General features: G+C 42.8%; 21 protein-coding genes. 13 read left to right on the top strand and 8 right to left on the bottom strand.

The genetic code is table 11. The annotated features are described in order from the left end of the window. Positions 1-27: 27 nt before the first annotated feature. On the bottom strand, positions 28-1,521 hold the full coding sequence (locus ACRRMM_RS16660) for a peptide MFS transporter (protein WP_144610442.1): 1,494 nt from the start codon (positions 1,519-1,521) through the stop codon (positions 28-30). 263 nt (positions 1,522-1,784) lie between these two features. Here ACRRMM_RS16660 and ACRRMM_RS16655 point away from each other — a divergent pair, with 263 nt between their 5' ends. The 9 genes from ACRRMM_RS16655 (at position 1,785) to ACRRMM_RS16615 (ending at position 11,226) form a co-directional block, all read left to right on the top strand. Beyond that, positions 1,785-3,569 carry a right-handed parallel beta-helix repeat-containing protein gene (locus ACRRMM_RS16655; protein WP_366965085.1) on the top strand — a complete coding sequence of 595 codons (1,785 nt, stop codon included), beginning with the start codon at positions 1,785-1,787 and terminating at the stop codon, positions 3,567-3,569. A 198-nt stretch (positions 3,570-3,767) separates the two neighbouring features. Further along, positions 3,768-5,093: an LLM class flavin-dependent oxidoreductase gene (locus ACRRMM_RS16650; protein ID WP_428828778.1), complete on the top strand. Its 1,326-nt coding sequence runs from the start codon at positions 3,768-3,770 to the stop codon at positions 5,091-5,093. A 17-nt stretch (positions 5,094-5,110) separates the two neighbouring features. Next, entirely contained in the window at positions 5,111-5,614 is a 504-nt protein-coding gene (locus tag ACRRMM_RS16645; protein WP_007498165.1) for a GNAT family N-acetyltransferase, read from the top strand. Positions 5,615-5,636: 22 nt separating this feature from the next. Beyond that, positions 5,637-6,431 carry an amino acid ABC transporter substrate-binding protein gene (locus ACRRMM_RS16640; protein ID WP_007498164.1) on the top strand — a complete coding sequence of 265 codons (795 nt, stop codon included), beginning with the start codon at positions 5,637-5,639 and terminating at the stop codon, positions 6,429-6,431. A 24-nt stretch (positions 6,432-6,455) separates the two neighbouring features. Continuing rightward, a complete protein-coding gene (locus tag ACRRMM_RS16635; RefSeq protein ID WP_007498163.1) occupies positions 6,456-7,130 on the top strand; it encodes an amino acid ABC transporter permease in 675 nt (224 codons plus the stop codon). A 12-nt stretch (positions 7,131-7,142) separates the two neighbouring features. Next, complete coding sequence (locus tag ACRRMM_RS16630) at positions 7,143-7,889, top strand: amino acid ABC transporter ATP-binding protein (RefSeq protein ID WP_008347264.1); 747 nt, start codon at positions 7,143-7,145, stop codon at positions 7,887-7,889. Between the two features lie 33 nt (positions 7,890-7,922). Further along, positions 7,923-9,080 (top strand): amidohydrolase, encoded by a 1,158-nt coding sequence (locus ACRRMM_RS16625; protein WP_025206742.1) that lies wholly within the window; start codon positions 7,923-7,925, stop codon positions 9,078-9,080. Continuing rightward, entirely contained in the window at positions 9,071-10,405 is a 1,335-nt protein-coding gene (locus ACRRMM_RS16620) for an MmgE/PrpD family protein (RefSeq protein ID WP_428828779.1), read from the top strand. The genes ACRRMM_RS16625 and ACRRMM_RS16620 overlap by 10 nt, the downstream gene beginning before the upstream one ends. 272 nt (positions 10,406-10,677) lie before the next feature. Beyond that, positions 10,678-11,226, top strand: coding sequence for a GNAT family N-acetyltransferase (locus tag ACRRMM_RS16615; RefSeq protein WP_017358525.1), 549 nt, complete (start codon positions 10,678-10,680; stop codon positions 11,224-11,226). Between the two features lie 89 nt (positions 11,227-11,315). On the opposite strand, the gene ACRRMM_RS16610 is transcribed toward ACRRMM_RS16615, so the two are convergent. Continuing rightward, a complete protein-coding gene (locus ACRRMM_RS16610; RefSeq protein ID WP_255201828.1) occupies positions 11,316-11,447 on the bottom strand; it encodes a hypothetical protein in 132 nt (43 codons plus the stop codon). A gap of 146 nt (positions 11,448-11,593) precedes the next feature. Between ACRRMM_RS16610 and ACRRMM_RS16605 the strand changes: the two genes are divergently transcribed. Together ACRRMM_RS16605 and ACRRMM_RS16600 are read left to right on the top strand one after the other, a co-directional pair. Beyond that, positions 11,594-12,289 carry a response regulator transcription factor gene (locus ACRRMM_RS16605; RefSeq protein ID WP_217816174.1) on the top strand — a complete coding sequence of 232 codons (696 nt, stop codon included), beginning with the start codon at positions 11,594-11,596 and terminating at the stop codon, positions 12,287-12,289. Continuing rightward, positions 12,279-13,706 carry a sensor histidine kinase gene (locus ACRRMM_RS16600; RefSeq protein WP_007498154.1) on the top strand — a complete coding sequence of 476 codons (1,428 nt, stop codon included), beginning with the start codon at positions 12,279-12,281 and terminating at the stop codon, positions 13,704-13,706. Before ACRRMM_RS16605 ends, ACRRMM_RS16600 begins: the two co-directional genes overlap by 11 nt. A 186-nt stretch (positions 13,707-13,892) precedes the next feature. On the opposite strand, the gene ACRRMM_RS16595 is transcribed toward ACRRMM_RS16600, so the two are convergent. The 4 genes from ACRRMM_RS16595 to ACRRMM_RS16580 all read right to left on the bottom strand — a co-directional run bounded on the left by ACRRMM_RS16595 (position 13,893) and on the right by ACRRMM_RS16580 (position 18,758). Further along, complete coding sequence (locus ACRRMM_RS16595; RefSeq protein WP_025206746.1) at positions 13,893-14,738, bottom strand: GAF domain-containing protein; 846 nt, start codon at positions 14,736-14,738, stop codon at positions 13,893-13,895. Positions 14,739-14,890: 152 nt separating this feature from the next. Then, the gene (locus tag ACRRMM_RS16590) at positions 14,891-16,267 is read right to left on the bottom strand and encodes an aspartate kinase (protein WP_008347247.1); all 1,377 of its coding nucleotides are present in this window, start codon (positions 16,265-16,267) and stop codon (positions 14,891-14,893) included. Positions 16,268-16,441: 174 nt separating this feature from the next. Beyond that, positions 16,442-17,875 carry an MDR family MFS transporter gene (locus ACRRMM_RS16585; RefSeq protein WP_047946163.1) on the bottom strand — a complete coding sequence of 478 codons (1,434 nt, stop codon included), beginning with the start codon at positions 17,873-17,875 and terminating at the stop codon, positions 16,442-16,444. Between the two features lie 16 nt (positions 17,876-17,891). Further along, positions 17,892-18,758 (bottom strand): TetR/AcrR family transcriptional regulator, encoded by an 867-nt coding sequence (locus ACRRMM_RS16580; protein ID WP_224559208.1) that lies wholly within the window; start codon positions 18,756-18,758, stop codon positions 17,892-17,894. 247 nt (positions 18,759-19,005) lie between these two features. On the opposite strand from ACRRMM_RS16580, the gene ACRRMM_RS16575 reads away from it, so the two are divergent. Then, entirely contained in the window at positions 19,006-19,317 is a 312-nt protein-coding gene (locus ACRRMM_RS16575; protein ID WP_035390457.1) for an ArsR/SmtB family transcription factor, read from the top strand. 81 nt (positions 19,318-19,398) lie between these two features. Here ACRRMM_RS16575 and ACRRMM_RS16570 read toward each other — a convergent pair whose 3' ends face one another. Then, positions 19,399-19,950: a DUF4865 family protein gene (locus ACRRMM_RS16570; protein WP_217816172.1), complete on the bottom strand. Its 552-nt coding sequence runs from the start codon at positions 19,948-19,950 to the stop codon at positions 19,399-19,401. Between the two features lie 99 nt (positions 19,951-20,049). On the opposite strand from ACRRMM_RS16570, the gene ACRRMM_RS16565 reads away from it, so the two are divergent. Then, complete coding sequence (locus tag ACRRMM_RS16565; protein WP_217816171.1) at positions 20,050-20,781, top strand: LysR family transcriptional regulator; 732 nt, start codon at positions 20,050-20,052, stop codon at positions 20,779-20,781. Positions 20,782-20,847: 66 nt separating this feature from the next. Here ACRRMM_RS16565 and ACRRMM_RS16560 read toward each other — a convergent pair whose 3' ends face one another. Then, positions 20,848-22,272 carry a PLP-dependent aminotransferase family protein gene (locus tag ACRRMM_RS16560; protein WP_007498139.1) on the bottom strand — a complete coding sequence of 475 codons (1,425 nt, stop codon included), beginning with the start codon at positions 22,270-22,272 and terminating at the stop codon, positions 20,848-20,850. Between the last annotated feature and the right edge of the window lie 26 nt (positions 22,273-22,298).

Genomic DNA, 22,298 nt, shown 5'->3' with positions numbered 1-22,298 from the left:
TCCCATTTGGGAGGCTTCTTTTTCAATTTAATGCACGCCTTTCATCGCTTTCTTAATCACCGGTGTAAGCAGAAGCATAGCGCCACATAAAACGATAGCGAGCATGCCGATGATCCCGAAATAGACGGTTTCTGGTATTTTATCAAACAGCTTGACCACTTGTGCATTGATCGCCTGTGCCATCGCATTTGAAAGGAACCAAAGGCTCATCGTTTGCGCTGAGAAGGCAGCAGGTGCCAGTTTTGTTGTGGCTGACAGCCCAACTGGTGATAAGCAAAGTTCTCCGATGACGACAAGGAAGAAGCTTAGAACGAGCCATAGTGGGCTTACAAGTGTATTTGGTCCAGACATGTAGGCAGGAATGATCATGATGATAAAGGACAATCCTGCGAACAGAAGACCAAGTGAGAATTTAATCGGGGTAGACGGCTGTTTCTTACCGAGTCTGACCCATAACCAAGCAAATACTGGTGACAGGAGCACAATAAAGATTGGGTTCAATGATTGGAACCAAGAAGAGGCTAATGTCATGCCAAGGAAATTCAAGTTTGTTCGCTGATCTGCATATGTCGCTAAAATATTTGAGCCTTGTTCTTGAATGGCCCAGAACATCACCGCAGCTAGGAACAATGGAATATAAGCGAGTACCCTCGACTGCTCCACTGCACTCGTTTTTTGACTAAAATACATCACAATAAAATAAACAATTGGAATCAGCACACCAAGGACACTGACAAACCAAGTGAATAGATTAATCGTGAGCGCTCCTGTTTGAATGCCGATGACAGCAAAAACAGCAAGTACAATCACGATCAATGTACCGAAAATTTTGAAGTTCTTGCGTTCAGTAGCTGATAGTGGATTTGTGACATAAGTGCCGGCAAGTCCAAGATTCGGCTTTTTCGTGATCACAAACGTAATCAGTCCAACAAGCATACCAACGGCAGCGAGTGAGAAACCAAGGTGGAAATTCACTTTTTGACCGAGTGTTCCGACAATTAATGGGGCGATAAAACCACCCATATTGATCCCCATATAGAAAATACTGAATCCCGAATCCCTGCGAGGGTCTGTTTTTGTATACAGGTCGCCGACTATGTTTGATACGTTCGGCTTTAGGAGACCTGTCCCAATAATAATCAGCCCCATACTAATAAAGAGCGCTGTTGCACCGCTAGGTAGTGCCAAAATGACATGACCAAGCATAATGAAAACCCCGCCATAAAAGACCGTACTGGACGAACCAAATACCCGGTCGGCAAGCCATCCGCCAATAATGCCTGACATATAGACAAGCGCACCATAGACAGACATGATCGAATTAGCGGTTGTCTGGTCGAAGCCAAGACCGCCTTTTGTCACCTCTGTGTACATATAATAAATAAGCAGTGCACGCATGCCATAATAAGAAAAACGCTCCCAAAATTCAGTGAAAAACAGTGTGTAAAGTCCTTTAGGATGTCCAAAAAACCCTTTTTGAGGAACACTTTTAACAATTTTATCGTGGTCAATTGTAGACATGGCATAGATCCTTTCTTAAAAAAAGAGATATGAGAAAAATGATATTCTTGTATAGTTCTTGTGTCAATATAAAACTATTCTAAAACAGGAAAATGTTAGTTCAATAGGCGTAAAGACTCAAAAAAATGAAAAATTCGCTCAAGTGAAAATCATCGGAAAGCTATTCCAGAAGAATTTATATAAAATTTGAAATATCGTACAAGCAAACCTTTTACACATGCATAGGATGACAAGAGGACATGTGTAAAAAGGAGGGGTTTTCATTGGGGGATGTAAATGAATCTGATCTGAAGAAACCCATTGTCAATGTATTAGACTTTGGCGTGATTGCTGACGGGAAAACGGACTGTACAGCGAAACTGAACGAATGCCTGGAATGGACAAAAGCACAGGGCTACTCCCACGTCTGGCTGCCGAGCGGAACGTATCTAATAGATGCGGTGTACAGGGGGGATCAATTTTTTCCTTTTCGTAATGCCGGCATACGAGTGCCAAGTCATATTTGTATTGAGATGGCATCAGATGCCGTTATCAAAGTGAAACCAAATGATTCGTGGGGATATGCAGCCTTTTATATTGGAGAGGTAGAGCATGTGACCATTCGGGGCGGGCGGATTGAAGGCGACCGTGATGAGCATGTGTACAAGGCACTCCCGCCAGAAAGAAAAACACATGAATGGGGCTTCGGGGTGTGTATTGAAGGTGCTTCCCATGTGAATATCGATCGTGTTCAAATCAACAATTGTACGGGAGACGGCATCATTGTCAGTCCGCACGGTTTATTGACCCATATCGAATCGTACTCGCCTGCTTCGTCTATTCATATTTCTGGCTGCACCATCACTGACTCAAGGCGAAACAATATTTCTATTACAGGCTGTGATGGTGTCATTGTGGAAGACTGTTTGCTTGAAAGGGCAGGGGTAAATGGGGTCGAGCCAAAAATGGGCATTGATATTGAAGGATACGGAGAAAATGCGACCAACTTGGAGGAACCGCTGAATATTCAAATTCGAAACAACATAGTCAGAGGCGGCGCAGCCAGCTCTATCTATAATTTCAATGGCTATGGTGTGATCATTGAAGGCAATCAAACGGACAGCAGTATCTCCTATGGCTTCGCCACTGAAATGATCATTGCGAATAATTTGATTCGTGCAGTGGGTGGAGGCGTGACAAAAGCAGGGATTACGAGCTTAGGCGTGCCGCTTGATCAATCGGAAAACAATGTGATCATTATTGGCAATATGATTGAAGGGTTTGAAAAGGGGATTGATGTGAGGGGAGACAGCGTGCACATCACAGGTAATAAAATTAGTCTTTTTGAAGATGCGGCTGTGTCTGTCTATATGGCCAATCGTATTTTAATAGAAGGAAACCATATTGAGTCAGGGACAAACACACGGCTTAGAAGTACATCGCTGCGTATTTATCAATCAGACAGCATTGTTTTTTCAAACAATACCGTCTACTCTGTCATCGATGCGGCGATGGTCAGAGGAACGAATATTCTCATTCAGCATAATCAATTCAAGGAATTCAGCCGAGGGATATGGGTGCAGGAGGGAGAAGCAGGGATCAACGGCAATCACTTTATTCAAGAAGGACATTCACAGCTCGCATCTTCGTATACGATCAGCGTGACAGGAGCTGCAAAGGCTTTCATATGGCAGAATCGTTTTAAGCACTATCAAAACTATGCCGTCTACAGCAATACGACCGCTCCTTTAGAGATTAAAGACAATTCCTTTGAAGAAACGTCCTTATATGTGGTGATGTATATTAAAAATGGCTCACCCCAAATTGGAGATAACCGCTTTTATTTAAATCGTTCGATCGGACAGCCAACAGCCGTTTTTCTTGATGAGGTTGTCTCAGCACGTGTGCTACGGAATAACATCATTAATCTCTCTCCTCAAAAAGCGATTGCCGTCCGCACCGTATCTTCCACTCATTCGGTGATTGCCCATAATGTACTGGAGCGCAGTCAATTGATGACACACTCCACGGACCGGCTCATCGGAAATATTGAAATTGATCCGCCGTAAACGCCTGTAAATCCCTTTTTTTGGAGGTTCAGAAGGCGGTTGACAATCATGTAAAAAGGGCATATAGTAATAATTATTTTTCATTTTTCACAACATTTGCCCTTTTTTTATGGATAAAACCGATTAATTCAATCAGAAAAATGTATCTTGTAAAATAATAACTTGATACAAGGAAGATATAGAAAGGATGAAGAACAAGTGTCACAGCCGAAACGGAAGCTCAAGCTAGGCGTATTCATCGCAGGAACTGGACATCATGTCGCCTCTTGGAGACATCCGAAAGCAGTACCAGACGCAGCCATGAATCTTGATTACTTTAAACAATTAGCGAAAAAGGCCGAGGAAGGGAAGCTGGATTTGCTCTTTTTAGCCGACAGCTTATCAATTAATCATACATCTCATCCAAATGTATTAACGAGATTTGAACCGCTCACCCTGCTTTCTTCGATTGCAGAGTCTACCTCAACAATTGGTTTAGCAGCAACAGCATCAACTACATACAGTGAGCCGTTCCATATTGCGAGACAGTTTGCCTCACTCGATCATTTATCAGGCGGACGAGCAGCATGGAATGTGGTCACATCTTCTATTGAAGAAACAGCGAAAAATTTTAGCGGAGAAGAGCATTTAGCGCACCACAAACGATACGAGCGAGCTGAAGAATTCGTCGATGTCGTCAAAGGTCTGTGGGATTCTTGGGAAGAGGACGCACTTATCAGAAACCAAGAAACAGGAGAATTCTTTGAGTCTAGTAAGCTTCATGAGCTGCAGCACAAAGGTGAATTTTTCTCCGTACGGGGTCCGCTTAACGTATCACGCACCCCTCAAGGACAGCCGGTGATCATTCAAGCAGGGTCTTCTGAAGATGGTCAAAAGCTTGCGGCTAAAACGGCTGAGCTCATTTTCACGGCACAAAACGATCTCGACAAAGCGAAGGAATTTTACCAAAGCTTGAAGGGGAAAGTAGAGGCTGCTGGACGAGCGAGAGAAGATGTCAGCATCATGCCGGGCATCTTCCCAATTATTGCCGAGACAGTAGAAGAGGCAAAAGCGAAGTATGAAGAATTACAAGAGCTGATTGTTCCAGAGATCGGCCTTAGCATTTTACAAAACTACTTAGGGGGTATTGATCTTTCGCAGTATCCACTAGACGAACCGCTTCCAGAGATTGATCCAAGCGCGTCAAATGCCGTGAAAAGCCGCTTTGACCTTGTGATGAATATGGCGAGAAAGGACAACCTGACCATTCGCCAGCTCTACCAATCTGTTGCAGGGTCCCGCGGGCACCATATCTTCATTGGAACACCAGAGCAACTAGCAGATGTGATGGAGACATGGCTCGTTGAAGAAGCAGCCGACGGTTTTAACGTGATGCCGCCATTATTGCCAGAAGGCCTTGATGCCTTCGTAGACCGCGTCGTTCCGATCCTTCAGGAAAGAGGCCTGTTCAAAACAGCATACACAGGACAAACTTTACGAGAAAATCTCGGATTAAAACAGCCAAAAAATCGCTACACGACATAAAGGTGAGGTGACTAACGTTGGGATATACGTTTCGTCTGGCAACTGAGGATGATATAGAAGCGCTGCTTGAACTGACAACAAGAGCCTATGAGCCGATTCGTGAGCTCGGCATTCAGTTCCAAGCAGCACATGCAGATATCGCCCTCGTTCAGAAAAATGTACAAAAGAACCTTTGCTATGTAATGGAAGAAAATGGAGAGCTTCTCTCCACCTTATCACTCCGTATGCCTTGGGGAGAACAGCCAGGACCATTCGGCGTTCCGCATATATGGTGGTTTGCTTCAGAACCAGCGGCAAAAAAAGGCACAGGCTCAGCCTTGCTTGAGTGGGTTGAAACTGAAGTGCTAAGGGACACACTAAAGGTACCATATGTCTCTCTCGGTACAGCTGATAAGCATCCGTGGCTCATGGACATGTATGAGCGTAAAGGCTATGTCAGAGCAGGTGAAAAGGATCTAGGCAAAGGCCATATCACCATTTATTTTAAAAAACAATTACGATCAGATATTACACAACCATAAGAGGAAAGAAGGGTGTACGAACATGAAAAACAAAAAGTGGCTAGTTGTTTTATTTGCGGCAATGCTTGCGGTGTTAGCGGCATGCGGCGGGGGCAATCAGAGTGAAGGAAAAGATGAGAAAGTGCTTAAAGTGGGCGCTACAGGCCAAAGCTATCCATTTGCTTATAAAGAAAACGGCAAACTAGTAGGATTTGATGTCGAAGTCACAGAAGCCATTGCGAAAAAACTAGGCTACAAACTAGACTGGCAGCTGAGTGAATTCAGCGGACTGATGGGCCAGTTGACATCTGGTAAGCTGGATACCGTATCAAACCAAGTTGCGATTACAGATGAGCGTAAACAAACGTTCAACTTTACAGATACGTATGCATACGCAGGAACACAAATCATTGTCAAGAAGGACAACAAGGACATTAAAGGACTTGACGACTTAAAAGGAAAAACGGTGGCGGCTGTTCTTGGCTCAAACCATGCCAAAAACCTAGAGAGCAAAGACCCAGACAAGAAAATCAACATCAAAACATATGAAACACAAGACGGTGTCTTAAATGAAGTTGCAAATGGCCGTGTAGATGCTTACGTCAACGGACGCAGTGTCTTGTTAGCTCAAATTGAAAAAACAGGACTTCCACTCAAAATCGTCGGCAACCCAATCGTATATGAAGAAGTCGGCTACCCATTTGCCAAAGATGAAAAGCACGACAAGCTAAGAGAAGAATTCAATCAAGCGATCAAAGAATTAAGAGAAGACGGAACACTGAAGAAATTGTCTGAGAAATATTTCAAAGACGATGTCACAGTGCCGATTAAAAAATAACAACAGCGGCGGTGAAAAGCAGACATGAATCACATTGATTGGCAGTATATGGTGACGGTTTTTCCAACCTTGATTCAATACTTGCCGATAACGATCTTCATGGCGATTGTCTCCATGGTATTTGCCATTATCATTGGTGTGGTATTCGCGCTTATAACGAAAAACCGGATACCTGTCTTATACCAATTTGCCAAGCTGTATATTTCTTTTTTCAGAGCGGTTCCAACTTTGGTTCAGCTCTTTCTCATTTATTTTGGTCTTCCGCAGCTATTCCCTGCGATGACCTCAATGGATGCCTTAACAGCGGTCATTATCGGTTTAAGTATTAAAAACTCAGCGTACTTAGCAGAAATTTTTAGAGCGGCTCTTAATTCAGTGGATGAAGGGCAGCTTGAGGCCTGTTTATCTGTCGGCATGACAAGATGGCAGTCTTACGTCAGAATTATTTTCCCGCAGGCCGTCAGAAATGCCATTCCAGCGACGGGGAATACCTTTATTGGTCTTTTAAAAGAAACATCGCTTGCCTTTACCATTGGGGTGGCAGAAATGTTTGCGCAAGGAAAAATGATTGCATCGGCCAACTATAAGTACTTTGAAACGTATTTAGCGGTTGGCATTGTGTATTGGGTGCTCACCATCATTTATAGTTTCCTGCAAGACCTATTTGAACGAAAAATCAGCAAACCTTACCGGAATTAAGGAGGTGTGGACATGATCAAGCTCACCAATTTGAAAAAATCATTCGGCGACCTTGTCGTCTTAGACGGAATTAATCTTGACGTGCAAAAAGGGCAGGTTGTGGCCATTATCGGACCTTCTGGCTCCGGTAAATCAACATTGCTGCGCTGTCTAAATCTATTAGAAACGCCAGATGAAGGTACGATTGAAATTGGCGATGCGAAGCTGAATGCGTCTAAATATACACGTAAAGAAGCCCATCACCTGCGTCAGCAAACGGCCATGGTGTTTCAAAACTATAATTTATTCAAAAACAAAACAGCCTTGCAAAACATTACCGAGTCACTGCTTGTGACGAAAAAAATGACAAAACAGCAAGCAAATGAGATCGGCATGGAGCTATTGAAACAAGTAGGGCTAGAACAAAAAGCGGACAGCTATCCGGTTACACTATCCGGCGGTCAGCAGCAGCGAATTGGGATTGCCCGTGCGTTAGCGGTCGATCCACATGCGATTTTGCTGGATGAACCAACGTCAGCACTAGATCCAGAACTTGTCTCAGGTGTGCTTCAAGTGATTAAATCCATTGCCATTCAAGAAACAACGATGATCATCGTGACACATGAAATGGCGTTTGCAAGAGAAGTAGCAGATCATGTGATTTTTATGGCAGATGGTCATATCATTGAGCAGGGAACGCCAACCGAACTATTTGACGAAACGAAGAATGAACGAACAAAACGATTTATCCAAAAAGAAGCAGCGGCTGAAGAAGCATAAGCTGCTTTTTACTCTTTAGAGGGGTGAGTATCAGTGAAATCATTAGGAAATGAAGCTTTAAACAAACGTTTAATTAACATACGCCGAGCGCTTCATGAGCATCCAGAGCTGGCATTTGAAGAGTATGAAACGACAAAAAAACTACGAGGCTGGTTAGAAGAGGAAGGGATCACTGTACTCGATTTTCCAGATCTTCAAACAGGGGTCGTTTGTGAAATCAAAGGAGAACAAGAGGGACCAACGATTGCTCTGAGAGCCGATATTGACGCACTTCCAATTGAAGAAGCATCTGGCGAACCATTTTCTTCAAAGATACAAGGAAAAATGCATGCATGCGGTCATGATTTCCATACCGCTTCGATTTTAGGTGCGGCCGTCCTATTAAACGAACGGAAACATGAGCTCAAGGGAACAGTGCGCATTTTGTTCCAGCCGGCTGAGGAAGTGGCGCAAGGAGCGAAACACGTCATAGAGGCGGGCGTCTTAAATGGAGTGGATGCGATATTTGGTATGCACAATAAACCTAACCTGCCAGTTGGCACCATCGGGATAAGAGAAAAAGCATTAATGGCGAGCGTCGATCGGTTTGAAATTGACATTAAAGGGACGGGTGGTCATGCTGGAATTCCAAATCACACAATTGATCCGATTGCCATCAGCGGTCAGATCACAAGCGCCCTACAGCAAATTGTCAGCCGCCGCATTAGTTCCTTGCATCATGCGGTTGTCAGCATCACACGTATTCAAGGCGGCACATCATGGAATGTGATACCTGATCGCGTCGAGATGGAAGGGACCGTTCGGACGTTTGAACCTGAAGTGAGAGCGATGATTCCAGGTCTCATGAAACAAATCGTGAGCGGTATCGCAGAAGGGTTTGGCGCAAAGGCAGAAGTGAAATGGCATCCGTATTTGCCTTCTGTGATGAATGACGAGCGTTTGACAAAGGTTGTGGAAGAAACAGCAGGAGCGCTTGATCTCGCAGTAGTAGAGGCAGAGCAGTCACCAGGCGGAGAAGACTTTGCTCTTTACCAAGAGCGCATTCCAGGCTTTTTCGTCTGGATGGGGACAAGCGGTACCGAGGAATGGCATCACCCTGCCTTTACGTTAAATGAAGAGGCACTTCCAGTCGCTGCTGCCTTCTTTGCAGAGCTTGCGGTTCGGGCATTGGAGTCACGATCATGGAACTAACGAAACAGCTCGCAGAGGCAGTGCTCTCTGCTGATCCGCTGCAAGATCAACGAGCCGTTCAAATGGCTCGAAACGGTCTATTAGATGCTGCGGCGGCAGCGCTTGCCGCGAAAGAGGATGAAGGAATTCAAAAGCTCATAGCACTTGTGGAACAAGAAGGCGGAGCAGCTCAAATTCCCGTCATTGGACAAGGGAAGAAGGTCAGCCGCCAATCCGCAGCCATGCTAAATGGCTACCTGATTCACGCCCTTGATTATGATGATGTGCATTCTGATGTGAGAGGACACCCAAGTGCGGTGATCATTCCGGCCTTGCTTTCCCAGCTGACCAACGGGGAGGCGTACGGTGATCGATTTCTAGCAGCCTACATTACTGGCGTCGAAGTGATGGCAAGGCTAGGTGAATCCATCGGCAAGTCGCATTATGAGAGGGGCTGGCATAATACCGGAACTCTCGGAGCCATTGCAGCGGTCTGTGCGATTGGTTATTTGAAACAAGTTTCACAGAAAGAGCTGGCGAAAGCGATCGGCTTTGCAGGTGCGCAATCAGCTGGAATGCGAAAGCAGTTTGGGGCTGATATGAAACCATTACAAGCTGGCCTCGCCGCTCAAACCGCCGTATGGTCCATGGATTTAGCTTGCTCAGGTTTTGGCGGGAGTGAATCGCTTCTAGATGGGGAGCTGGGCTTCTTTTCTCTCTATGGGGATCAGAAACTGGCGGAAAGACGTCTGCTAGAGGACTATGGCACTGCATGGCGTATCGTGTCGCCAGGTCTATGGTTTAAAGTGTATCCGTTCTGTTCAGCGGCGCATCATGCAGCCGATGCGATTGAGTCATTAGTACAAGAACACTCTTCCTTACAGGAGAAGATCGAACAGGTCGACGTCATGTTTCCGCCTGGCGGAGATGCCGCACTAACGGAGCGGGCACCTTTGACAGGAGAAGAGGGACGATTTAGTGTCGAGTATGTCATCGCACTAGCGGTGTTTGGACAACCTTTATCACTGGATGCTTTTACGAAAAAAGCCATTTCACCGGAGCTGCGTACATGGATGAAGCGGGTAAATAGAGTATATGATCAAACGATAAAACCCCATCCAGACGCAGTACCAAAAGGGCGATTTACGATTGTAAAGCTCACCTTATCTGACGGGTCCACCATCAGCAAACGAGTCGATATCCCCCGGGGAGCACCAGGCTGTGCATTATCGACAGAAGACATCATACAAAAGTTAAGCAGCGTCACCAGCACATCACAGGCAAAGCAGCTTTTACAGGCGGTTGAAGAGGGGAATGACGCTGCTTATCTGAAGTTGCTCGTGTGATATGAAAAAAGCTCATCTTTGGAGATGAGCTTTTTAAATGTCCTTATTTTTATAAGAGTGAATATACTCTATGACGTCAAAGAAGATATTCCTTCGTCAGGTGAACAATTGATCTTGATCTACAACAATCACATTTAAAAACGACCCTATTCTATGACAGAGGCAAAACGAGTTTTATCTTTTAGGTTTATTTTTAAAGGTATCAAATCGCAAATCGACGAATTTAGTAGTACGTTCAAAGATTTAAATCATTGAAATGAAGGGAGTATGAAATGTTAACTATTCGTCGTATCTATCAAAAAAATTATCCTAAAGGAAAACAAGTATATTATCAATATACATCTGAAAAATACTATGAAATTCATATGGAAACCAGTCACAATGGTTGGAACATCTCCCTTACAGAAGAAGTATTTGAAGCGCCAGTTAAAAAAAATCTAAAAGAGGAGATTTTCGATCCATATAAAGAGGGTTCAGAGGTTTACGTGTCAGAGATGAATTGTGAAGAAACTGGAATTATAGTCATTCAACACATGAAATGGAATAATACATTACTCATTCATGATTTATATGTGGATAAACAATTTAAAAGAAAAGGTATTGGCAGCACTTTCATTAAAATGGCACAAAAACGAGCTCGTGAATTGGGAGTTAGAATGATTGTATTAGAAACCCAATCATCCAATTTTCCAGCTATCCAGTTTTATTTGAAAAATGGCTTTCAACTGATTGGATTAAATGTCAACTCTTATTCAAATGAAGATATAAAGAAAAAGGAAATTCGCATCGAAATGGGGTGCCTTATAGAAAATCACAATTAACTTCGTTAGGGCACACCGCCCTCGATATGCATGTCCAGTTCCAAACTGTTTTATATAGACCATTTATAACGATCAGGAAGCGTGTCATTTCATTCTTTTACTACAGGGGAGACTTCTTCATCTGAAAGAGTGTAAATGACACTGTCCTCATCTAGACTATCCTCTGCAATCCCTTCATTTTTCCATTCTACTATATTAAAAAGAACAATGTGATTCTCCAAAATTTCAGCTCCATCAAAAAGTATGAATAAAAGATGACCAAAGCATGATAAGTTCATGAAATCGTATCAATCCAATTGAGATTTGAGAAGGAACATGTAAAATAAAGCTACATAAAGAAAAACAAAGGCAACAGCGGAGGCTGATGATGAAAATATTAATGATTGAAGATAACCAGAGTGTTTGTACAATGACGGATATGTTTTTTCAACGAGAAGGGTTTCAAGCGGAATTCGTCCATGATGGATTAGAAGGATTGAATCGATTTAAGCAAGAGGAGGATTGGGATCTGCTCATCTTAGATGTCATGCTTCCTTCAATGGATGGACTGACCATTTGTCAAAAAGTACGCCAGATTAGTGATGTTCCGATTATTATGCTGACAGCAAAGGAAACGGAATCTGATCAGGTGCTGGGCTTCGATCTTGGGGCTGATGATTATGTGACAAAACCCTTTAGTCCGCTCACCTTAATGGCAAGAATCAAAGCAGTGAAACGACGTTTTGCTCAAACAACATCTACTCAAGAAGGAGCGAAAGAGGGTGAACGGCTAGAGACCGAACATTTTCAGTTAGATAAAAAAACGAGAGAAGTGTTTCTAGAGGGGAAACGGATCGAAAATTTAACACCAAAGGAATACGATTTGCTGTGCTTTTTTATACAGCATCCTCGGCAAGTATTTTCACGAGAACAATTGCTTGAGCAAATTTGGGGATACCAATTTTATGGTGATGAACGAACGGTTGATGTTCATATTAAACGATTGCGCCAAAAAATCGGAGACGGGTCTAAGCCCTTTCTGTATACGGTATGGGGCGTAGGGTATAAGTTCGATGAAGATTAAATATTTTTACCAGTTGCTGATTAGTCACCTTGGGTTATTGCTCATTGCCATCATTATTATCAGCACCTTGATGTCTCATTTTGTGAAAGATATTGCTTATCAAAATAGGGTAGACGAAATGAGTTCGTATGGGAATGAAATTTTGGAGAATTTTAAACAATTGTCGAAAGCCGAGATGAACTTCCGTTTGCGTCCATTTGAAGACATTCTTTCGACGAGACAAATCCGTTTTTTCGTCTTTGATGAAAAAGGGACTGTGCTATCTCAGCAGCAAGAGATGCCGCCGCATGAAGCGTTACTCACAAAAGATTTGTGGGCCAAGCTCGCAAAAGGAGAAGAAATTATTGTCAAGCGAAGTGATTCACGCCGGCTTGATCAAGAAGCATCACTTGTGGCACTTCCTGTCATGGAAGACGGAAAGCTGAAGGGCGGGGTGGTGCTCATAGCTCCTATTCAAGGAGCAGAAGAGCTGATTGCTCAAATGAACCGGTATTTATATATCATCGTGTTTGTGGCATTGACGATTACCTTTATTCTCAGTCTGTTTCTGTCGAAGTTCCATGTGAATCGTATCAAAAAACTGAGAGAGGCAACTGAGAAAATTGCGCATGGTGACTACAACATTCATCTTGAAAACAAACACCTTGATGAAATTGGTACACTAGGTGAGGATTTTAATATGATGGCCAATCGTCTTCAACGGTCAAGAGAGGAAATTGACCGGCTCGAAAAGCGTAGGCGACAATTCATCGCAGATGTGTCTCACGAATTGAAAACACCGCTGACGACCATTCGAGGATTGGTCGAATGGCTGAATACTGCGGATGTGCCGGCAGAAGAGAAAGAGAAATGCTATGCGCTCATCACTGATGAAACAAAACGAATGTTGCGTCTCGTCAATGAAAATATGGATTATGAGAAAATCAGGTCGAATCAAATCACCCTTCAAAAATTTCACTATCCACTCATTGATACGTTTGAAGTGATTAAGGAGCAGCTGAGCCGAATGGCTGAAGAGAAAAACAATCAGCTCATGGTAGAGGTTCACCCTGAACAAAAGGTATACGCAGATTATGACCGGCTCATTCAAATTCTCGTCAACATCACAAAGAACGCCATTCAATTTACAGAAGGCGGCCGTATTTCTTTGAGAGGGAAAGAAGAGAATGGGGAAACGATCATTGAAGTAGAAGACACGGGAATCGGCATCGCACCTGAAGAAGTCAAACACATTTGGGAACGTTTTTATAAAGCGGATATTTCGAGAACGAATACACCATACGGAGAATACGGACTTGGCCTGTCAATTGTCAAACAGCTTGTGGACTTGCATGACGGACAGATTGATTTAAAAAGCGAAAAACATAAAGGAACAACATTTATCATTCGTTTACCGCTCCCACAAGAAAAGGGCTAAACTCCGTTTAGCCTCAGCGTGTAGACAAACCCTCGCATTCGGTGTCAGTCCTGCGTGCCGGTGCTCACGAATGTGAAATTCGCTCCGCGCCGGTACTCGTCTTTCCTAGGGCTGCAAAGGTTTTCTATCACGCTGAAAAGAAGAAAAGGGCTAAACTCGGTTTAGCCCTTTTTGGTGTATCATCACTTATTCTGTTTTGGAAAACGTTAGGCCGATATGAGCAAGTGCCTGCGGTAAATCCTTACGAATGGTGATGTCTTTAAATGAAATATTCGATTGAATCGCATTTAGCGCAAGGTCTTGCTTTATTCCTGTTAAAACAGCTGAAATGCCTAAAAGTCTTAACGTTTGCGCATAGCTGACCAAGTATTGAATGCTTTGTTCATTGAGTCGTTTTGTCCCTGAAACATCAATGACCAAATGAGAGAGCGACAGCCTGTAGCTTTCCTGTAAAATGGTTTCTAAAATATGCTGCGCACGTGTCTCTTCGATATCACCAAGAAGAGGGAGCACGGCGACACCGTCAACAACAGGTACGATCGGTACAGATAATTGCTGAATCTGCCGATTGGCCTGGTCGAGTTCTAAGACGTAACTCAACAAAGATGCCATCGTTTCAAACATATGAACATGCTCTTCTGTAAATTGCTGCGGCCTTAGATCAAGTCCACAAATGGTTCCATAGTTCGTACCATCAGTAAAATCGATGGGAACCCCAATAAATGATCCGCCTTGCAGCTGTTTCGTGACGTCTAAGTTTTTTGAACGCTCGTCCAAGCGGATATCAGGGATCAACAGCGTATCGCGATGATCGACCGCCAGCTTGCAAAATGTCTTCTCGTAAGGATTTTCTTCCCCTTCTTCAAGAAGCTGCTCGTCTTGATTTAGCACTTTCACAATCTGATTGGTGTTTTGATCATTTTTAGCAATAAACAGTGTATTCACATGAATGAATTGACTCATCATGTTTAAAATACTTGTAGAAGCATCATGAAAATTGCGAAACTGTTTTAATAGTTGTTGACGAGGCATGGATTAGGACTCCTTGTAGCTCCGATCAATGGCCGGAACAATAGTTGATTTGTCTCTATCATACAAAATCAAACGAGAAATAGATATACTTTAATGCGCAAATCGTGCGAGATCAAAAAGACTGCCGATCCGGAGATCTGACAGTCTGCTGATTAAATGGAGACAGGCACCGTGGACATAGAGAAAAATTCCTCATATAAGGCTTGAACGGCTTCTTTTTCTTGAGCCGCTTTGACGCCAAACATCATGCTCACCTCTGAAGAGCCTTGGTTGATCATTTCAATATTCACTTTGGCTTTTGACAGCGCTTTTGCTGCTCTTGCTGTTGTACCAACATTATGACGCATCGCTTCTCCTACGACCATAATAAGCGAGAGGTTCCGCTCTAAAACCACTTCATCTGCATCAAGTACAAGCTTTAATCGGTCTAAAAGCTCTTGTTCAATCTGCTGCTCCTCCAGCTGATCCTGTCTTAAAATAATGGTCATATCATCAATGCCAGAAGGCACGTGTTCATACGTAAGTCCATATTCCTCTAACGTTTGCAACACCTTACGTCCAAAGCCCACTTCTCGGTTCATCAAATACTTGGAGATATAAATACTGCAAAATCCATTGTCTGATGCGATTCCCACAACAGGGCCATTCGTATGATCCCGTTGATTTACAATTTTCGTACCTTTGGCCGTTGGATTATTGGTGTTCTTAATCTGAACAGGAATGCCTGCCCGAAAGGCTGGAATAAGTGCCTCATCATGAAATACAGAAAAACCCGCATAGGACAATTCACGCATTTCACGGTACGTCAGCTCTGTGATTTCCTTTGGTTCATGAACGATCGTTGGATTGACGGCGTAGACTGCATCCACATCCGTAAAGTTTTCATACACATCTGCCTTCAGTCCATTTGCCAAAATGGAACCGGTAATGTCTGATCCACTGCGGGAAAAAGTGACGATATCACCCGCTAGACTAAAACCGAAAAAGCCAGGGAACACAATGATGCCAGAGCGTTCTCTTAATTTGTACAAATGATCATACGATTCTGGAAGGACTTGCGCTTGACCAGGCTCGTCGCTGACAAATAGACCGGCTTCTTTTGGATTCACATAGTGCGCTTCGACGCCTTGATGCTGAAAGTAGGCTGCAATCAGCTTTGCGTTATTATCTTCACCGCTTGCTTTAATCGCATCAAGATAACGCTCAGGATGAGAAGAATCAGCCTGTAATAACGTGTTTACATCTTGCCGGATGGTGTCAATAATGTCATGACCTAACCCCAGCTCATCCGCAATCGATGCATATCGCTCGATGACAGCTTCTTGTAAATCGTGTGCTTCACCTAAACGTAAATATTGTTCACCGCAGCTAATTAATAGATCGGTGACCTTCGTATCCGTTGAATGCCGTTTTCCTGGTGCGGAAACAACGACTGCTTTTCGAGCTGGATCTGCTGTGACAATGTCAAATACCTTTTGCAGCTGCTTGCCAGAAGCAAGAGAACTGCCACCAAATTTAACGACCTTCAATGCATACATCTCCTATAGTAAAAATTTTCTCACAAATTGAATAGTTTCTATTATCAACTCTTTTCTTCAAATTATCAAGGTTTTTCTTCTCTATATGAACAAATGTGTTTTTAGGGAGGACGTTATGTGTGAATATATGAAAAAAGAGCTGGCTATATGCCGAGCTCTTTGTCTTTATGAAGAAGAGGACGAAGAAGATAGCTCCTGCTTCATCACTTTGTTTTCACGTTTTTCTTTTAAGAAGAATGAGAGGACAAGTCCAATCACCGCAATAGCACCAGACACGATAAATGACGTATTCATGCCATGAACGGCTGACTTCATTGGATCGGATAATGCTGCATTGGCAGCAGAGCTGCTCATAATGGAGACAAGCACAGCCGTCCCGATAGAGCCGCCCATTTGTCTCATCGTATTATTCATTGCTGTCCCGTGCGGAATCAAATGCGGTGGTAACGAGTTAATACCGGCTGTTGTCAGCGGCATCATGATCATTCCAACCCCGATTAAGCGAAGTGTGTAGGCCACTGTAATGAGGGTAATCGATGAATCAAGGCTGAGCATCATAAATGGCAGGGAAGTGACAGCTAATATCGTAAATCCGCCTAGAGCCAGCCCTTTACCGCCTACTTTGTCAAAAATTCGTCCGATAATCGGCGATAGGAATCCCATAAAGAGAGCCCCTGGCAATAAGATCAGCCCTGTATCAAGGGCTGATAACCCTCTGACATTCTGCGTATAGAGCGGCAGAATCGTCTCTGTTCCAATCAGTAAAGCAAAGACGAGCATACCGAGGAAGGTCGTTAAGCTAAAGATCGCAAACTTAAAGACGCCAAACTCAAGCATCGGTCTTTTCAAATTCGACTGACGCAGGATAAAGAAGAACAAGCTCACAGCGCCGACAATGAGTGAAATCAGAACGGTCGCACTCGTCCAGCCATACGTTCCGACACTTGAAAATCCGTACAGCAGTCCACCAAATCCGAAGGAAGACAGGATCACCGATAAGACATCGATACGAGTGTCTCTTTGCTGTGTGACATTTTTCATTAAGAAGAAAGCAAGAATGAGATCAATAATACCGATTGGAAGAACAATATAGAATAAGAACTTCCAGCTAAAGGAATCGACAATCCAGCCGCCAAGTGTTGGTCCAAGCGCCGGTGCGAATGAAATCACTAGTCCGACCATACCCATGGCTTGCCCGCGTTTTTCTTTTGGGAAAATGGTTAAGAAGATCGTTTGCATGAGCGGCATCAAAATCCCTGCGCCAGCTGCCTGCACGATACGTGCTGCAAGTAACACTGGGAAATTCGTGGCGAACGAAGCAAGAATGGTACCTGCTGTAAAAATGCTAAGAGCCGTTAAGACTAAGGAACGGCTTGAAAATTTCTCAATTAAAAAGGCCGTAATTGGGATGAGAATCCCGTTTGTCAGCATAAAGGCTGTGGTCAGCCATTGGCCTTTACTGACATCAATATTGAACTCTTCCATGATATGCGGGATCGCTGGAATGAGAAGCGTTTGGTTTAAGATCGCAACGAACGCCCCAACGAGGAAAATCCCAACAATCACAGACCGGTTATACGATGTTGTTGATTGGTTCATATTATCCCTTCTTTATCTATAAAATAATGCTTTTCAGCTGTGACACGTTTTGAGATAAAACGCTGTGTTTGCCTAAATAATCAAGCAATGAGCTAATTAAAAAGGTTCTCGGTTGGTCCTTTGACAGTTCTTGACTCAGCAGTTCAAACGCAGAGAGGAGATCGTCCTTTTCTTCTCCGTTTGATAGTGTGTGAAGCTCTTGTTTCATCTTTGTTAAGTACGAGATGACAAGCTTTTCTTCATCATATTCTTCCTGTGTGGAAAGCAAATAAGAGTCCATCAGCTGATCTGTTAGCACAGGCTCAATGGAGCAAGGCTTTATTGATACACGGTCCATCACACCGATGATCATTTCGGCGGCATTTTCTAATTGGATGTTCTTGTGCTCAATCGCCAACATCAAGATGAATTCTCTCATTAATCCGTTGAGGACAATCACAAGATCCCACACATAAGGCGCAACAGATTCACCATATGTGCTTAAAATGATGTCTCTGTGTCGCTGCATGATAATGGAGCGTGTCTCACGTAAATGCTTAATGACGATGGGCGAATGCTGTGAAAAAGCTTCAAAGGACAGCATATTCAAAAATTTATGATTCTCTTTAAACTCTTCAAGCTCAAGCTTAATCTTTTTTGTGAATTTTTCCTTTTTGGACAGCGTCGTTTCGGAATGAATGATCTGAGAAATCTCTCTCATTTTGCGCTGATTGTATTTAATCAGTTCCAATAGAAGAGCTTCCTTTGAATCAAACAGTTTATAAATTGACGCTTTTGATATTTTACAGGCATCAGCAATTGACTGCATGGAGACACTCATATAGCCTTTTTGAGAAAATAATTTCTTCGATACCCGCAAAATCTCTTCTTGCTTTTCGTTCATCTTCATAAGTCCTTTCCGAATCGGCAAAACCATATGGTCACAATGGAAACCGAGTGGTCACTTTTGCTATGATAACAAAACCAATGACACATGACAAGAAAATGAACTTAAAAAAATACATGTCTCAATGACATGTATCCGATTGTTGACAAAGGGCTAAAATGAACTTGATTTTAGCCCTTTGTCTTTTTTGTCATAGGCGAGTAACAAGATTGTATGTTAGAACAAAATACGATACATTTATCGTATGAATAATCCAAATCATCCAACCCAAGAAAACATGAGACTCATTTCTGTGCTGCAAGCATTGGCTGACCCTGTTCGGCTGGAGATTGTCCGCTGCTTAGCAGAAGCGGGTGAGAGAACATGCGGTACGTATCATATGAACATTGCCAAGTCCACGCTGTCGCATCACTTTAAAGTACTAAGAGAGGCAGGCATCGTGAAAGTGAGAATTGACGGGAAGCACCGTTACTACTCTCTCAGAAAGGATGACATTGATTCCGCTTTTCCAGGCCTCTTGTCATCCGTATTAGCTGTAGACAAGGAGCGGTGGTAAGAGAATCTTGCATCAACAAATGACAAATCCCCAAGGCATTTTAACCTTGGGGATTTGTCATGCGTCTCGTGTAAAACGGAATTAGGCCATTGAATGATCCATAGACAGATGGACAATGTCATAAATGTGAATCTGCTGCTCTATATTCTCTGGTAATGAGTCCAGAAAAGAATATTTGACGCATTTCCATTTATCGGGGTTATATACGATGACTTCACCCTTATTGTCGTTAAAATGAGAAAAGAGATGGGCGATATCTAGGTTTTCCAGGCAATCAGTAGGATGAATCGTCACATACTCTTCAAGAACGAATGTGCTACGATGAAAATCATCTGTTAAATGAACGGAATATGTGATGCCAATATTAATTTGTTTCCAGCCAAAAGAACGTAAAATATGATCAAATGACCCCTTAAACACAAAATCCGTCATGCCCTCCGATTGTTTCCAAATATACAATGGGCAATAGCTGTTGTGTAAACTCCTATGTTTGTCTTTTTCAGTGATCAAATAAGCTTTAAATAATAAATCCTGATATCCATCTGTTTTCCATCCATTGTTTCGTACTCTTTTTCTAATGATATTCATATCATAATCCGCAGGCAGATCCACATGATATTGCATGGCATGCATAGAAACACTCCCTTTCAATAGCCATCATAATCGACTTCAAACCAGTTGAATAATACATATTTGTGTTATTGTTATCACAAAAAGTGATAGGTGATCATGATGAATATAAATGATTTGATTATTTTTATAGAGGTGTATCAAAAAGAATCGATTAATCAAGCGGCTAAAGCTTTAGGGTATGCGCAATCCAATATTTCTCAAAGAATCAAAGCGCTTGAAACGTTATATGATTCAACATTTTTTATCCGGCATCATCATGGAATCAGTTCAACAGGACAGGGGGATTTATTTTATCAATACGCTCAAAAAATCGTAAAAGAAACGAAGGACATTCAACAAAAATTGACTTCACAGAAAAAGACCGTTTTATGCTCTGAACTTCTATTTAACGTTTTGTACGAGCAACGAGTTTTAGAGGATATTCAAGCCACTGATTTTATCATTGCTTCATCAAGTACGATCAACAAAAAGTTAACAGAGGATGTGTATGATCAAATTATTTCTTTTAATCAAATGGAAAAACCGGAATATCAATTAAAAGAGGTAAAGAGCTTGGCATTGAACGTATATGGAAAATCTAAAGAAATATACGATGATGATATCTCATTGGTCGTGAATCGTGATCAGCTTTGCCCATTAAGACATGAGGCCAGACGTATGCTGGGTGATCGAACCCTATTTGAGTTAGATTCGTTTGAAGGAATGTTCAAAATCGTTGAACAGGGAGATGGTATTGCGTTACTGCCAACCAACTTAAAAAGCCTTCAAACACTCGTGAAATTGCTAGAAAAAAATATTCACATCAACTATTACGTTTATGAAAGAATGTGATCGTAACACTCCTCTGTCGGTTTAGTCCCGTCAAAGGAGCGCCACGATTCATCTACATGAGCTGTTTCATTTCCCATAAATCGAGTCATACAGGCGTTTCACCGCTGGCTTAATATCCTCTGGCCGCATATGGGAGAAACCGAGGACGAGCGGGACAAAGCCTTCTTTGTGACCAGGCACATGCTCATCAAGGGTAAAACGGTCCATCCCGTACATTTTCAGCTTTCGGTCTTTGGCGCGTTGTAAAATCTCATGCTGCGTCCGATCTGAGCGGAATTCTGCGATAAAATGCAGCCCTGCATTTTCCCCGATAATCCGTACGTTGTCACGAAAGACAGTGTCGAGCTCTCCAATGAGCTGTTTTCGTTTTTCCTCATATAGCCCATTCATTCTTTTAATATGCCGCTGATAGGCGCCATCTTTTATAAAATAAAGAAGGGTGTATTGTGTAAAAAGGTTAGCCGTTTGAATAAAAAAGTGCTGTTCTTCTTTATAGCGTCTTAATAAATGCTGCGGCAGCACCATGTAGCTGATCCTCAAGCCGGGCAGCAATGATTTCGAAAAGGTCCCCATATAAATGACTTTGTCATAGCGGTCAAGGCTCTGCAGCGCCGGAATGCTGTCTGTGCCGTACTTAAATTCACTGTCATAATCATCTTCAATGATATAGCGATCTGGCTGATCAGCTGCCCAGTTTAATAGCTGTATCCGCCTAGAAATCGGCATGATCACCCCTGTTGGGAACTGATGAGAAGGCGTAATGATCAAGACATTTGGCTCTTTCTTCTGAATATCGCTCATCCGCACCCCTTTTTGATCAATGCCAATCGTTTCAATCCGGTGATGATTGTTTTTCAGCATTTGATACAGTCTGCGATAGCCGGGGTTTTCTAATCCGTATATTTGATCAGCTGGAAGGATGCTAGATAACGAATGAATGAGCGACTGTGTACCTGCACTTAAAATGAGCTGTTCAGGGTAGCATTTGACCCCTCGTGCAAGTCCAATCAGCCGGGCAATTGTTTCCCGCAGCTCATAGACGCCTTGTGGGTGCGGCAGCTCACCAAAGGCGTCTTGGTGGAGATGAATCGCTTTTTGCTCACTTTTCAGCCAGCTTTTAAAAGGAAAATTAGCTGTATCAACAGAAATATGAGAAAAGGAATACCAGTCATCTCGCTCAATCGGATTCTCTTTTAAATCTGCTGGAAGGGAAGAGGGTTTCAGTTGACCTGATTCATGAAATGTTTCCAGTGATTCCACAAAAAAGCCTTTCCGTTCAACTGAATATAAATATCCCTCGGCAAGCAGCTGCTGATAGGCGCCATTCACTGAATTGACGCTGACGTTTAAAGTATCTGCTAACTCTCGTTTAGACGGTAATTGATCGTGCGGCTGCAGGTTACGGTTTAAAATTTCCTCTTTAATTTTTGTATAAATTTGATGATAAATAAATCCGTTTTCCCCTGTTTGATCTAGTTGAATTGTCAGCATCTCGCCATTCCATCCTTTCTGGTACC

The organism is Bacillus sp. XT-4 (genome assembly GCF_050864245.1).
Taxonomy (GTDB): domain Bacteria; phylum Bacillota; class Bacilli; order Bacillales; family Bacillaceae; genus Bacillus; species Bacillus altitudinis.
This window is presented reverse-complemented; position numbering and strand designations above follow the sequence as displayed.

Excerpts from the sequence above, each read along its gene's own strand:
- ACRRMM_RS16660 (WP_144610442.1), bottom strand. The coding sequence starts at position 1,521 with ATGTCTACAATTGACCACGATAAAATTGTTAAAAGTGTTCCTCAAAAA.
- ACRRMM_RS16640 (WP_007498164.1), top strand. The coding sequence starts at position 5,637 with ATGAAAAACAAAAAGTGGCTAGTTGTTTTATTTGCGGCAATGCTTGCG.
- ACRRMM_RS16635 (WP_007498163.1), top strand. The coding sequence starts at position 6,456 with ATGAATCACATTGATTGGCAGTATATGGTGACGGTTTTTCCAACCTTG.
- ACRRMM_RS16630 (WP_008347264.1), top strand. The coding sequence starts at position 7,143 with ATGATCAAGCTCACCAATTTGAAAAAATCATTCGGCGACCTTGTCGTC.
- ACRRMM_RS16620 (WP_428828779.1), top strand. The coding sequence starts at position 9,071 with ATGGAACTAACGAAACAGCTCGCAGAGGCAGTGCTCTCTGCTGATCCG.
- ACRRMM_RS16615 (WP_017358525.1), top strand. The coding sequence starts at position 10,678 with ATGTTAACTATTCGTCGTATCTATCAAAAAAATTATCCTAAAGGAAAA.
- ACRRMM_RS16605 (WP_217816174.1), top strand. The coding sequence starts at position 11,594 with ATGAAAATATTAATGATTGAAGATAACCAGAGTGTTTGTACAATGACG.
- ACRRMM_RS16600 (WP_007498154.1), top strand. The coding sequence starts at position 12,279 with ATGAAGATTAAATATTTTTACCAGTTGCTGATTAGTCACCTTGGGTTA.
- ACRRMM_RS16595 (WP_025206746.1), bottom strand. The coding sequence starts at position 14,738 with ATGCCTCGTCAACAACTATTAAAACAGTTTCGCAATTTTCATGATGCT.
- ACRRMM_RS16585 (WP_047946163.1), bottom strand. The coding sequence starts at position 17,875 with ATGAACCAATCAACAACATCGTATAACCGGTCTGTGATTGTTGGGATT.
- ACRRMM_RS16580 (WP_224559208.1), bottom strand. The coding sequence starts at position 18,758 with ATGAACGAAAAGCAAGAAGAGATTTTGCGGGTATCGAAGAAATTATTT.
- ACRRMM_RS16575 (WP_035390457.1), top strand. The coding sequence starts at position 19,006 with ATGAATAATCCAAATCATCCAACCCAAGAAAACATGAGACTCATTTCT.
- ACRRMM_RS16570 (WP_217816172.1), bottom strand. The coding sequence starts at position 19,950 with ATGCATGCCATGCAATATCATGTGGATCTGCCTGCGGATTATGATATG.
- ACRRMM_RS16565 (WP_217816171.1), top strand. The coding sequence starts at position 20,050 with ATGAATATAAATGATTTGATTATTTTTATAGAGGTGTATCAAAAAGAA.
- ACRRMM_RS16560 (WP_007498139.1), bottom strand. The coding sequence starts at position 22,272 with ATGCTGACAATTCAACTAGATCAAACAGGGGAAAACGGATTTATTTAT.